This is a genomic window from Insolitispirillum peregrinum (assembly GCF_900156605.1).
Lineage (GTDB): Bacteria > Pseudomonadota > Alphaproteobacteria > Rhodospirillales > Rhodospirillaceae > Insolitispirillum > Insolitispirillum peregrinum.
This window is the reverse complement of the sequence record NZ_FTOA01000002.1, coordinates 1-11,878: the sequence shown is the minus strand read 5'-3', so window position 1 is coordinate 11,878 and position 11,878 is coordinate 1. Positions and strand designations below refer to the sequence as shown.

The window sequence follows — 11,878 nt, the reverse complement described above, 5'->3', positions numbered from 1 at the left end:
CTCTGGATATGACCGACCCGACCGACCGCAGCATTTATCCCCATTGGGCACAGGATCATGTCCGCTTTCAGGATCTGGATCGGCTGGGGCATGTCAACAACATCGCCTTTTGCGTCTATTCCGAAACCGGGCGGGTGAAATTTGCCGAAGACCTGTGCCCCGGCTCGACCGATGGCAGCGGGATCGGCTGGACCATCGTCCGGCTGGAGGTTGATTTCCGCCAGCAAGGCCATTATCCGGCCACCGTCGATATCGGCACCGCGATTACCCGGCTGGGAACCAGCTCGGTGACGTTGGTGCAGGGGATCTTTCTGGGGGATCGCTGCATTGGCACCACCTCGAGCGTGGTGGTATGGACCGATGTGCAGGCGGGCAAGGCATTACCGCTGCCCGACGACATCCGGGCAGCGGCGCAAGGCTTTATGGCGCGTCCGTAGGGGCCGTCGGGCGATGGCACAGCGCCCGCCACAGCCCCCAGGTGACAGCGACCACCAGCAGACCGGCATAGACCACGTCTGACAGGAAATGGCCGCCCTGCAGGATGCGGACCCAGCCGACCGTCGCGCCGAACAGCAGGGCGACGGCAATGGCTTTGCCGCGCCACGGCGGCGGAACCAGAAAGGCGAAGGCGATCACCCAGAACCCCATCGCGGCATGCCCCGAGACAAAGGAGCAGTTGCTGGCGCATTGATCGGTGATCATGAATGGTGGGGTGAAATGGGCTTCGCCGCCAAACTGGCTGATCTGGCTGGGGCGGGCGCGGTGCCAATGGGCCTTGAACAGCTCGTTGGTCAGGATACCCGGCCCGATCACCAGACTGGACAGGATGTAAAAGGCAATCCGCCCGTCAATGCCCCAAAACGTCTGCTTCAGCAGCTTTCCAGCCAGATACAGCACCTGCACGAACAGGGCCGCGCCAATGACGATCGCGGGCAGACCTTTGCGGACGAATTCGGCCAGCGGATGGCTGCCCCAGCGCCAGCCGGCGGCACTGTCCCAGTACCAGCTGGAAACGGTCAGATCGATGCCGGGGAAGGTGACGAATATCAGCATCGATCCCAGCAGCCACGCCATCCAGTGACGACGGAGCGACGCGCCCCAGGCGGCGAGCAGGCTATCAATCATGGTGCTGGTATCCCTTGAACCCTTTGGCCCGGTAAACGTGCAGTGTCAGGGTATAGGTTGGGTGAATCGGTTTGCGGAACACCGCCAACGGCTCGACGGATTCAAAGAACGTGCTGAAAACCGGCGGCGGCGGGTCGCGCACCACCAGCAGGAAGTCCTTGCCTTCCCGTCCGTTCATGGTGGTGGTCAGCTCGTAATGGTTCATCACATGGCCGTCGGGATTGAAAATCACCGCATCCCAGCCCTGTGGCCGGGCATAGTACAGCATCGACGCCAGAACCTTGCGGTCCAGATACAGCAAGGTGGCGTCGGGGTTGGCGGCTTTGACCTCGCGCAGCCATTCCCCGGCATCATCCCAGCCACGCACCCGCTTTTGCAGGTCATAGCGGGCGGGGTTGGTGACGCCGACCGTGCGGGCAATGCTTTCCAGATCATAGAGGACGACGCTGGCCACAACGTGCAGGATCACCGAGGCTTTCAGCAGGTGCTGCCATGGCTTGCCGCTCTGGAGCAGCCAGCACACCACCAGCGGCGTGGCGGCGACATAGGCGGTGGCCGCCCAGTTGGCGTTGGCCCGCGACAGGAACGCCTGCACGGTGATCAGGGCCAGCGGCGGCAGGGTCAGCGCCAGCAGCAGTTTCCGCCCCGATGCCACCCGGCGGGCGTCATCGACCGCCAGAGCCGGTTGCAGACGCAGGGCAGAGCGCAAGCGCCACAGCACCAGAACCAGCAGGGTGGCAAACAGGAACGGCCCGAACACACCGAACTGGCTGCCGATGAATTCGGCCAGATGACCAAGGCTGTATTGCGGCCCCTGATCGAGATTGGCGTTTTCGCTGGTGTGGTGATAGCTGGCAAAGCCGTGGGCGCGATTCCACAGCCAGTTGGGGAAATAGATCGCTCCGGCCAGCACCGCCATGATTGCCGGACCGCTCCAGGCGCGCAGATGGCGCATCTTCTGGCGCAGGTCGGCATCCCACAGGTGATGAATGGCGCCACCGATCAAAAAGAACAGCATGGCGTATTTGGACATCAAGCCCAGACCGACCCACAGCCCGAGCACCGCCCACCAGCCGGGGCGGTTCGACCCGACGGCTTGCCCATAGGCGGCCAGCGCCAGCGCCCAGAACATCAGCAGATAGGCGTCTGTTGAAACGATCATCGCCGACACCGCCACGCCGGGCATGGTGATCCAGATGATCGCCGACCACAGGGCCACCTGCGGCGCCAGTGTGCGCGGGGCGACCTGCCGACCGACCATGAACAGGCTGAGGGCGGTGATTACATGGGACAGTGGGGCACTGAGCCGGACCCATGGCTCGGCATCGCTGCCACCCAGCGCGGTGGTCAGCCAGATCATCCAGGCGACCATCGGCGGCTTGGAGAAATAGCCCCAGTCGGGTTGCTGTGCCCACCCCCAGTACTGGGCTTCGTCGAACGACAGGTTGATCGGCGCGCCGAACAGCTCCATCAGCCGCCAGACGGTGATGACGACACAGGCCAGCACCGCAAGGCGCCAGGCAGCCGAAAGGGTCAGGGGAGGGGGAGACTGTTCAGCCATCTTCCATATGCAACAAGGTTGCGGTGCCCAGCAGCACCGTGATCAGGGTCGGACTCCACACCGCCAGCCACAGGGGCAGGGTGGCGCTGAGGCCGAGGGCGAAGGTCAGGCGGGTAAAGAAGTACAGCAGGAAACCGGCGCTGACACCCCCGACCACCCGGCGGAATCCACCGCCGCCGCGCTGGTTGGGACTGACCGAAAAGACGGCGGCCATCAGCACCATCGCGCACAGCTGGAAGGGGGTGGTGATCAGGCTGTGCCAGTACATGCGGTGTTGTTGGGTGGAAAAGCCGGCAGCATCGAAAAAGGCGATGAATTGCGGCAGTTCCCAAAAGCTGAGGGTTTCCGGGCTGGCAAAGTTTTCCTGCACCCGGCCCAGCGTCAGGCTGGTGGACAGCGTCAGGGTGTCTTCGTGCCGTCCGGCCTTGCCTGCTTCCATCACCCAGGCGTCATGCAGGACGAACTGGCCGTTTTCCAGCCGTCCGATGGCGGCATCAATCCGGCGGACAAAGCGTTCCGAGGGGCCGAGATAGATGAACGACAGCATCCGCATGTTCAGGATCATCTCTTCCTGCCGGACGTTGGCGGCATGGACCACCACCTGTCCCCCGGCCAGTTCGTGGCCGGCCGGGATCGACTCGCGCAGCCACAGGCCTTCCTTTGACAGGTCGAACGAACCCTGATGGTTCAGGATCAACTTGTCTTCCATCCGCTCGTAACTCTTATAGAGCGTGGCCGAGATCGGATTGACCACCCCGACATCCAGCGCCCCGATGGTACCGACCACCAGCATGGCCGGGCCCAGAATCTGCCACACGGACACCCCAACCGAGCGCATCACCACCAGTTCATGGTTCCGGGTCAGCCGCCACATGGCCACCATGCCGCCAATCAGCACCGCAAACGGCAGAACCGTATGGACCATGTTTGGCAGTTTCAGCAGCGACATGCCGAGCAAAATCCACAGGGTTGCCCCCGGACGATCGGCCGCCCGCCGGATCAGCTCGACAAAGTCCAGCAGCAGGATCAACCCCATGATCACCAGCAATGTCGCCAGCAGCGCCATCAGGAAATGGCGCCCGATATAGACCGACAATGTGGGATAAATGCGAAACACGGATCATCCTGTGGGCTGATGCAGGGGTGGTTCGGGGGTGGTGCAGGCGTTGGGCGACGTTATATGAGGTTAGCCCCCCGGCTCAAGGACTTCTCGCCCGCTTGAATGTGAAATACCTTTCAGGGACTGTATCCCGGAACACAGATAAGGATGAAACGACCATGGTACAACTGACCCGCATCTACACCCGCGGCGGAGACAAGGGCCAGACCTCGTTGGGCAGTGGCAAACGGGTCGCCAAGAACGACCTGCGCGTCGAATCCTATGGCACGGTGGATGAGGCCAATGCGGTGATCGGGATTGCCCGCCTGTACACGACGACCCTGCCGGTGGCCGATGCGATGCTGACCCGCATCCAGAATGACCTGTTCGATCTGGGGGCCGATCTGTGCATGCCCGAGGGCGGCCATTACGAAGAGCACGCCTTGCGGATTGTCGCCACCCAGGTCGAGCGGCTGGAGCAGGAAATTGATGCGATGAATGCCGCTCTGGCCCCGCTGAAGTCGTTCATCCTGCCGGGCGGGACGCCTGCGGCCGCACATTTGCACCATGCCCGCACGGTGGTCCGCCGCGCCGAGCGCCTGATTGCCGAGCTGGCCGAGCGCGAGCCGGTCAATGGGCAGGCACTGATGTATGCCAACCGGCTGTCTGATCATTTGTTCGTGATGGCGCGCGACCTGAATGCCCAGGCTGGCGGGGATGTCCTGTGGACGCCGGGGGCCCACCGCTGAAGCGACGCCTGCCGGGGCAGGAAGGACGCTCGTTCATTTCTGCCGGGCGGGAGATCGTTGTTACAGAACGATCATTGGCGTCTGATTGACTTCACCGCCTGCGCCCTTTAGTGTGCAGTGCAGTAGGGGACAGCATTTCAGCGGCTGTCCGGGGATGGAAGGCCATCCAGCGCAGGCAGCCTGCCATGCTGTCGGCTCCCCCGATGTCCGCTGATCTCAGGTCAGTAACACCAGATACAGAGTACGTTTCGCTCCGTCGGTACCCGCCGCCCGCCGTATTCGGCCAGATGGTTAAAGCGCACAATAAGCTTGACGGGATCCGACCCTGCCGGACTGTTCCGTGCCCGGCAGTCACCGTGTCACTCGTTGCACTCTTTCATTCCAGGGGAACCCCTCATGATCCAGAATATTGGCATTGTCGGTGCGGGCCAGATGGGCAACGGCATCGCCCACGTGGCGGCGCTGGCCGGATACGACATCACGCTGGTCGACATCAACGAAGCAGCCCTTGCCAAAGCCCTGAAGACCATTGAAAAGAACCTCGTCCGTCAGGTGTCGAAGGGCAAGGTGAGCGAAGACGACATGCGGGCGGCCATGGGGCGCATTGCCACCAGCACCGAGATGGTCTTCCCCGATGCCGATCTGGTGATTGAGGCCGCGACCGAAAACGAATCCGTCAAGCGCGAGATTTTCGCCAGGGTTTGCCAGAACCTGAAGCCGGAAGCGATCCTGTGCACCAACACCTCGTCGATCTCGGTCACCCGTCTGGGGGCTTCGACCGATCGTCCGGGCAAGTTCATGGGCATGCACTTCATGAACCCGGTGCCGGTGATGCAGCTGGTCGAGCTGATCCGTGGCATTGCCACCGAAGAAGACACCTTCCGTCAGGTGCGCGAGCTGGCCGAACGGATGGGCAAGACCGCCGTCGCCGCCGAAGATTTCCCGGCGTTCATCGTCAACCGCATCCTGCTGCCGATGATCAACGAAGCCGTCTACACCCTGTATGAAGGTGTCGGCTCGGTCAGCGCCATTGATACCGCCATGAAGCTGGGGGCCAACCACCCGATGGGCCCGCTGGAACTGGCGGACTTCATCGGTCTGGACACCTGTCTGGCGATCATGCACGTCCTGCACGACGGTCTGGCCGACACCAAGTATCGCCCCTGCCCGCTGCTGGTGAAGTACGTCGAGGCCGGCTGGCTGGGTCGCAAGACCGGCAAGGGCTTTTATGACTACAGCGGCGACAAGCCGATGCCGACCCGCTGATTTATCGGGATGTTCTGGTAAGGAAACGGGGCCGATGGGGAATACCTCACCGGCCCTGTTTCCTTATGCCTGTTGGTCTTCAGGATAGCGGGCGTTCAAAAAGAACAGCCCCTGCGCCGGAGCCGTTTGCCCGGCCGCCGAGCGGTTGCAGGCGGCCAGCGCCGCGGCCAGCCGGTCGCGGTCCCACTTGCCCTCGCCGACCAGAACCAGCGTGCCGACCATGTTGCGCACCTGATGATGCAGGAACGAGCGGGCACGGACGTAGACCTCCAGCATCTCGCCCTGTCGGCGGATACGCAGCTCGTCGAGGGTTTTCACCGGGCTTTGTGCCTGACATTCCGACGCCCGGAAGCTGCTGAAGTCATGCTTGCCGACCAGACACCGCGCCGCCTCGTCCATCGCTTCGGCATTCAGCGGCTTGGCATACCACCACACTTTCCCTGCCTGCAGGGCCGCCGGAGCCCGCCGGTTCAGGATGCGGTAAACGTAGGAGCGTTCGATGCAGGAAAAGCGGGCGTGAAAGTCGTCATCGACCACCTGTGCATCCAGAACGACCACCGGATCGGGGCGCAACAGGGCGTTCAGGGCGTCCCGAACCTTGTCGGCGCGGTCGCCCCGGGCAAGATCGACATGGACGACCATGCCCAGCCCGTGGACTCCGGCGTCGGTGCGGCCTGCGGCATGAAAGGTGACGGTTTCACCGCAATAACGCAGGGCCGCCTGTTCCAGACAGCCTTGCACCGACATGCCGTTGGCCTGCCGTTGCCAGCCGACAAAGGGGGTGCCGTCAAATTCGATGGTGAGTCTATAGCGTGCCATGGCGATGGTGTATCCTGCGTTGCCGGTCGCTGCAAGGGAAAGGCATGGGATGGCGCCGCTGGAATCCCCCCCTGCCAAATGGCCGGTTCCCCGCAAAGGCCATCGTTTTTACCGGAAGCTGTGATACAGTCCGGTCTTTCCTTATAGCGGTGTATGAGGGACGGTGGTGGAACGGCACCTGAGGTCGATAGCAGATCGCGAAGAGCTTGAACAGATCGAAGACAGCGACATGGATTCGCTGTTTGTTCTGCCGTTATCGATCATTCCGCTCAAGACGCCATCGTTGGGGCGGGCCCGCCTGATCAAGAACCAGCGCCTGCAAGGGGTGGTGGAGTTCTTTTCCGACCTGCACAGCGGATCAGGACAGGTGGAGGTTACGCAGCTTCCCAGCGCGATGGGGTGGGACATTGACCACGAAATTCCTGACGATCTGCTGATTCTGCGTCGCCTGGCACCGATGCCGAGCTATGACGTTTATTCCCTGCGCATTCTGTTGCGTGAGTCTGGTGTATCGGTTCACGACAGTACGGTCCTGCGGCTGAGTGACGCCAAAAACCGCGAGCTGTCCGGCTACATGAAGACCTTTACCGGCCCCTTGCTGCAGCAGATCTATGGCTCGGAAGGGATCGACATCAAGGATTTCAGTGACATCGTGGCGCTGTTCCGCGACCCGGACCCTAAGGCCGCCCGTCAGAAGCTGAAGATCATGGCGCAAAAGCTGGAAATCGACGTGATGGAGATTCCGGCTTTTCTCGAAGACTATGGCGATATCTTTTTGTCGCTCAGCTATTATCGCCAGTGTCTGGACCGCTTGCAGCCACACCTTGATAACTATCTCAGCTCGATGGACATCCTGCGGAAAAACTGGCAGGTCAAAACCGATTACACCCTGATGCGGACCTGCGATTCCATTGAACGGGTGTTGCGGGCCCTGTCGCAGGCCATTATCGCCCGTTTCGAGAACTTTGACCGTCAGACGCAGGAAATGTGGAGCTCGATTTCGGCCCAGCGTTTCCGGCAGGTCAAAATGATGATCGCCAGCTATCACACCACCATCGGCGGGATTCTGTGCGCCCTGACGGTCAAGATGAACGCCTGGGCCAAACATTTTCCCAAGCACAGTGTTGGCGGACCGTTGCGGCGGGGTGAATTCATCATGTCCGAGATGAAGCAGGGGATTGCCGAAATGCGCCGCCTGGAAAAGGCAACACCGGACCATTTATTCCAGTAAATGCAAAGGAAAGGGCTTCGCTGGTTCTCCCCCTGCGGGAGTCTTCCTATACCTTCGTGCAAAAAAGAATGCCCCGAACAGCAGTCCGTATTCGAAAATATGGCAAGCTATGGTAAACCTGATCCTGGAATGCAGAGGGGTTGGCCCCGTGGAGAATGGAACGCAGCAATGACCATCCAATGGGATGACAACATGAGCGTCGGCGTGCCGGTGCTTGATGAAGACCACAAAGTCCTGATCCGCCTGATCAATGACTACACCGATGCCATGGAAAATGACGAAGGTCTGATGGTGACCGACTCAATTTTTGCGGCGTTGGGCGATTATGTGCACTATCACTTCACCCGTGAAGAAAAGATCATGGAGCTTGCTCAGTACAATGATCTGGAGCAGCACAAGAAGTCGCACCGGGCTTTGGAAGAGCACTTCATGGAGCTGCGCGACAGCTATGTCCTGATGCCCGGCCCGTCAGCCGAACGGAAGGTCAAGGAATTCCTCGAAAACTGGCTGCGCTCCCATATCCTGAAGGTTGATATGGAATACAAGCCGGTGTGTTCCAAACTGGTGGCCGAAGGCAGAATCCCCGCCGAGTAAGGGGCAGCTGCCGTGACTGACGGAGCCGCAGGAGGGTCCGTCAGTCAGGGACTATCAGACGAAAAAGCGCCGGAGCACCGCTGTTCAGCAGGTTGGCTCCCAGATGCAGGGCATAGCCCCACAGCAGTATGCCGCCCCAGCGCACCGCCACAGCCGCAATCAGGCCGTAGGCAAAGGTGGTCAGGGCAAAGCTGGCGATCACGATTCCCGAGAGATGGTTGCCCCACAGCCAGCCCGGTAGATGGATGGCGGCGAACAGGGCGGCTTGCAGGATTGCCCCACGGGAAAACCCCCACAAAGCAGTGAAGCGGTTCAGGAAATAGCCTCGGAACAGGGTTTCCTCGATCACCGCAACCGCAGCCATTTGCGCCAGAAGAGCCGCCATCGGCCAGACCGGGGCCGCCCCGTCATGGGCGAACGGACGATAAAGGTCCAGCAGGTCGCCCGTGGGGGCGGTTGGGCTGCGCCAGAGCAGCACCAGCCAATAGCCGAAACAGGCCGCCATGGCCCGCAGCCGATGAGGTCGGGTCTGGGGTGTCGGGTAAAGGGCCTGCCGCCAGCCAAACGGAGACTCCACCGTTGCCGCCCATGCCAGCGGCAGCACGGCGAGAATGATCCAGCGCAAGGCAAGGTCAGCTCCCGCCCGGGTGATCGGGGGCCATGATGCTTCCCACGGGCTCAGTCCGACGACCCGCACGCTCCATCCCACCATGATCAGGGCCGCCAGAATCAATGGGGCCCAGCGAGAGGAGGGAGCCGCGTGGGACACTGTCGTTACACCGTCGGGGGAAGCAGGGGGCGGGCGTGGGCAACAATGAAGTCCGCAACCGCCGAAATATCGTTCAGGGCCAGCAGGGGGCGGTCAGAGGACTGTTCCGGTGGAGCATCGCAGGCGATGCCGACAATGTGCGGGTCCTGCGGCGCCAGTAACGGCTTGCCAACACTGGGGCGATGGACCTCCAGCTTGGGGTGGGCATAGGTTTTAAAGCCTTCGATCAGCAGCAGATCGACCGGAGTCAAACGGGCGACCAGATCGTGCAGCGGGATCTCTTCGTCAGGATCGGGGAAGTCGTGCATCAGGGCAAAGCGCTTGCCGGTCACCAGCATCACCTCGTGGGCTCCGGCGCGGCGGTGCTCATAGCTGTCTTTGCCCGGGGTGTCGATTTCCACCTTGTGATGGGCATGCTTGATTGTGGAAACCCGCAGGCCGCGCCGCCGGAATTCTCCCAGCAATGACAGAATCAGGGTGGTTTTTCCGCTGCCACTCCAACCCGCAATCCCCAAAACGTTCATCAAGGCTTTCCTATCCGGGCCGCCAGAAGGGTGGCGGCGTCTTTGAAATTCAGCAAATCCATGTCCAGGTCAAGCCGGGGCAGAATCTCTGGATAGGTGATAGCAAGGAATGGGCGGCAGTGGGTATAGAGATCGACCGAGGCAAAATCGCGATCATCAAGGGCCCGCAACAGCTTCTGCACACTCTCTGCCCCGTCTGGCAACGGCGGCAGGGGCGGAGGTGGTGGTGGAGGCGGCAGGATGCTGGCCAGCGCCAGGGTCAGGGTCTCGGCGTCGTGCAGGGCGTTTTCCAGATCATACAGGGCATCAAGATCAACGGTGGAGTTGCGCCGCAGCGAGCGCACGATGTCTTGGGTGATGCGATGGACGTCAATCAGCCCGATATGGCCCGCCGCACCACACAGGGCATGGGCCACCGCCAGAGCCTGGTGGGGGGCATTCTGGTGCAGGGCAACAACGATGCTTTCGGGGGCGGTGACGTTGCTTTCCAGCAGATGCTGTAAAAGGGACAGATACAGGCGTTCATCGCCATCCAGCCGCTCCAGCGCAGGCTGGGCGTCAAGGATGGCCTGAAAGGGGGCATAGACAGCCAGGCGGTCGGCGGACAGCGGAAACGGCATCGGGCACCTCGCGCGATGAGGGCTTTGGAGCAAACACCGCTCCAAGGGAAACGGGTCAGGAGGCTTGCGTAGCGGAGACTGGAAAGTTTTCGATTACCAGCTGATTCCGCCCGGCATGCTTGGCGCGATACAACAAGGTGTCGGCGTGGCGCAGGACATCATCCGGAGTCAAACCGTGGTGAGGGACAACGCAACTGACCCCCAGACTGACCGAAACGGTTGTTCCGCAAGACGAGGTCTGGTGGGGGATGGCCAGATCCCGCACGGCTTGACACAGGGCAGAGGCCAGTTGTCCGGCCCCGTCGATGGTGGTGGAGGGTAGCAGGCAGACAAATTCTTCGCCGCCATAGCGGGCGACCAGATCACTGCTGCGCTGCGTCTGTTCTTCAAAGGCGCGGGCAATGGCCCGCAGGCAGTCATCGCCATCCTGATGACCATAGGTATCGTTATAGGCCTTGAAGTGATCAACATCGGCCAGCACCAGAGCCAAAGGATCAGCACTGCGCATGGCGCGGCGCCATTCGTTCTTCAGGGTTCGGTCAAAACAACGACGGTTGGCCACGCCGGTCAGGCCATCAATCATCGCAATCCGCTCCAGCAGGTCGCGTTGATGCTTGAGTTCCAGATGATTGCGAACGCGGGCACGGACGATCGGCGGGTTGAACGGCTTGCTGATATAGTCGATGGCACCGATATCCAGCCCGGCAGCTTCGTCTTCGGCTTCGTCGCGGGCGGTGACGAAGATCACCGGGATCCCGTTCAGCTCAGGATCGGCCTTCAGGATACGGCAGACATCCAGCCCACTGATATCCGGCAGCATGACATCCAGCAGAATGAGGTCAGGACTTCGGCTGCGGGCAATGTCCAGTGCGTCCTGTCCGGTCGAGGCGACCAGAATGGTATGGGCCCCCTGAAGGGTCTGGGCCAGAGAACGGAGCGTTGCCGGCTGATCATCAATGATCAGGATTGTCGCGGGCTTGGTCTGCATGAAGGATCACACCCTGGCTGTCTTTCTACTCAGGATCATAGGGCTTTTCAGCCTTTGGTGGCAGGCGTGAGTCAGGGGAGTAAACAACGAGCAACAAACGGTCGTCAGAAAAATGTGAACTTTTTTGAAAAAGGGAGTTGACGGTTAGCGGCTGGGGGGATAGAACCTGCTCCACCGACGACGACGCGACGGCAACGACGCTGAAAACGCCGGGAAGTTCAACGGGTTAGCCGATTGTGAGAATGGTCTGGCGGACACGGTGAGCGGTTTCGGAACGAGGACGTGAGGCGCTGTAGCGCGGATCTGAAAAGTGACGAAGCGATGAAAAAAACCGGTTGACATGCTGCTGATGCAGCGGTAGAAACCGACCTCCCGCTGACGGGGAGCTTCGAGAGAGGCAAACGGTCAAGAAATTCAGGGCCTTCGGGGTCCGCCAGAAATGGTTCGCTGTTTGACATCGTGAAGAGACGGAAGGGATGCGTGGGCGGTTGCTCGATCAGTTGAGCAGTTGTCGCACACATCCTTAAGCCAAG

The 11,878-nt window shown here is 61.2% G+C and carries 13 protein-coding genes; 5 read left to right on the top strand and 8 right to left on the bottom strand.

Annotated elements, in window-relative coordinates; translation table 11 throughout:
- Positions 1–8 precede the first annotated feature (8 nt).
- Entirely contained in the window at positions 9–437 is a 429-nt protein-coding gene (locus BW995_RS04080; RefSeq protein ID WP_076398954.1) for an acyl-CoA thioesterase, read from the top strand.
- Here the strand turns inward: BW995_RS04080 and BW995_RS04075 are convergent.
- The 3 genes from BW995_RS04075 to lptG are packed head-to-tail and all read right to left on the bottom strand — an operon-like array spanning position 421 to position 3,803.
- Positions 421–1,125 (bottom strand): phosphatase PAP2 family protein, encoded by a 705-nt coding sequence (locus BW995_RS04075; protein WP_076398953.1) that lies wholly within the window; start codon positions 1,123–1,125, stop codon positions 421–423. The two genes, BW995_RS04080 and BW995_RS04075, sit on opposite strands and share 17 nt — an antisense overlap.
- The gene (locus BW995_RS04070; RefSeq protein ID WP_076398952.1) at positions 1,118–2,686 is read right to left on the bottom strand and encodes an ArnT family glycosyltransferase; all 1,569 of its coding nucleotides are present in this window, start codon (positions 2,684–2,686) and stop codon (positions 1,118–1,120) included. Before BW995_RS04070 ends, BW995_RS04075 begins: the two co-directional genes overlap by 8 nt.
- Complete coding sequence (gene lptG, locus BW995_RS04065; RefSeq protein ID WP_076398951.1) at positions 2,679–3,803, bottom strand: LPS export ABC transporter permease LptG; 1,125 nt, start codon at positions 3,801–3,803, stop codon at positions 2,679–2,681. Before lptG ends, BW995_RS04070 begins: the two co-directional genes overlap by 8 nt.
- 161 nt (positions 3,804–3,964) lie before the next feature.
- Here lptG and BW995_RS04060 point away from each other — a divergent pair, with 161 nt between their 5' ends.
- Both BW995_RS04060 and BW995_RS04055 read left to right on the top strand, forming a co-directional pair.
- Positions 3,965–4,534 carry a cob(I)yrinic acid a,c-diamide adenosyltransferase gene (locus tag BW995_RS04060; protein WP_076398950.1) on the top strand — a complete coding sequence of 190 codons (570 nt, stop codon included), beginning with the start codon at positions 3,965–3,967 and terminating at the stop codon, positions 4,532–4,534.
- 396 nt (positions 4,535–4,930) lie between these two features.
- Entirely contained in the window at positions 4,931–5,800 is an 870-nt protein-coding gene (locus BW995_RS04055; protein WP_076398949.1) for a 3-hydroxybutyryl-CoA dehydrogenase, read from the top strand.
- 63 nt (positions 5,801–5,863) lie between these two features.
- On the opposite strand, the gene truA is transcribed toward BW995_RS04055, so the two are convergent.
- Positions 5,864–6,619 (bottom strand): tRNA pseudouridine(38-40) synthase TruA, encoded by a 756-nt coding sequence (gene truA, locus BW995_RS04050; protein WP_076398948.1) that lies wholly within the window; start codon positions 6,617–6,619, stop codon positions 5,864–5,866.
- 229 nt (positions 6,620–6,848) lie between these two features.
- Between truA and BW995_RS04045 the strand changes: the two genes are divergently transcribed.
- Entirely contained in the window at positions 6,849–7,850 is a 1,002-nt protein-coding gene (locus BW995_RS04045) for a hypothetical protein (RefSeq protein ID WP_076398947.1), read from the top strand.
- A 168-nt stretch (positions 7,851–8,018) separates the two neighbouring features.
- On the top strand, positions 8,019–8,444 hold the full coding sequence (locus BW995_RS04040) for a bacteriohemerythrin (RefSeq protein WP_076398946.1): 426 nt from the start codon (positions 8,019–8,021) through the stop codon (positions 8,442–8,444).
- Positions 8,445–8,484: 40 nt separating this feature from the next.
- On the opposite strand, the gene BW995_RS04035 is transcribed toward BW995_RS04040, so the two are convergent.
- From BW995_RS04035 to BW995_RS04020, 4 genes are read right to left on the bottom strand one after another with little or no spacing between them, the layout of a single operon-like run.
- A complete protein-coding gene (locus BW995_RS04035; RefSeq protein WP_139332753.1) occupies positions 8,485–9,213 on the bottom strand; it encodes a CPBP family intramembrane glutamic endopeptidase in 729 nt (242 codons plus the stop codon).
- Between the two features lie 5 nt (positions 9,214–9,218).
- Entirely contained in the window at positions 9,219–9,737 is a 519-nt protein-coding gene (mobB, locus tag BW995_RS04030) for a molybdopterin-guanine dinucleotide biosynthesis protein B (protein WP_076398944.1), read from the bottom strand.
- Positions 9,737–10,357: a hypothetical protein gene (locus tag BW995_RS04025; protein WP_076398943.1), complete on the bottom strand. Its 621-nt coding sequence runs from the start codon at positions 10,355–10,357 to the stop codon at positions 9,737–9,739. The genes mobB and BW995_RS04025 overlap by 1 nt, the downstream gene beginning before the upstream one ends.
- A gap of 55 nt (positions 10,358–10,412) precedes the next feature.
- Positions 10,413–11,345, bottom strand: a complete 933-nt coding sequence (locus BW995_RS04020; protein ID WP_076398942.1) for a diguanylate cyclase — start codon at positions 11,343–11,345, stop codon at positions 10,413–10,415.
- Positions 11,346–11,878 lie beyond the last annotated feature (533 nt).

Coding starts and splice junctions, on each gene's coding strand:
- BW995_RS04080 (WP_076398954.1), top strand. CDS start 9: ATGACCGACCCGACCGACCGCAGCATTTATCCCCATTGGGCACAGGAT.
- BW995_RS04075 (WP_076398953.1), bottom strand. CDS start 1,125: ATGATTGATAGCCTGCTCGCCGCCTGGGGCGCGTCGCTCCGTCGTCAC.
- BW995_RS04070 (WP_076398952.1), bottom strand. CDS start 2,686: ATGGCTGAACAGTCTCCCCCTCCCCTGACCCTTTCGGCTGCCTGGCGC.
- BW995_RS04060 (WP_076398950.1), top strand. CDS start 3,965: ATGGTACAACTGACCCGCATCTACACCCGCGGCGGAGACAAGGGCCAG.
- BW995_RS04055 (WP_076398949.1), top strand. CDS start 4,931: ATGATCCAGAATATTGGCATTGTCGGTGCGGGCCAGATGGGCAACGGC.
- truA (WP_076398948.1), bottom strand. CDS start 6,619: ATGGCACGCTATAGACTCACCATCGAATTTGACGGCACCCCCTTTGTC.
- BW995_RS04045 (WP_076398947.1), top strand. CDS start 6,849: ATGGATTCGCTGTTTGTTCTGCCGTTATCGATCATTCCGCTCAAGACG.
- BW995_RS04040 (WP_076398946.1), top strand. CDS start 8,019: ATGACCATCCAATGGGATGACAACATGAGCGTCGGCGTGCCGGTGCTT.
- mobB (WP_076398944.1), bottom strand. CDS start 9,737: ATGAACGTTTTGGGGATTGCGGGTTGGAGTGGCAGCGGAAAAACCACC.
- BW995_RS04025 (WP_076398943.1), bottom strand. CDS start 10,357: ATGCCGTTTCCGCTGTCCGCCGACCGCCTGGCTGTCTATGCCCCCTTT.
- BW995_RS04020 (WP_076398942.1), bottom strand. CDS start 11,345: ATGCAGACCAAGCCCGCGACAATCCTGATCATTGATGATCAGCCGGCA.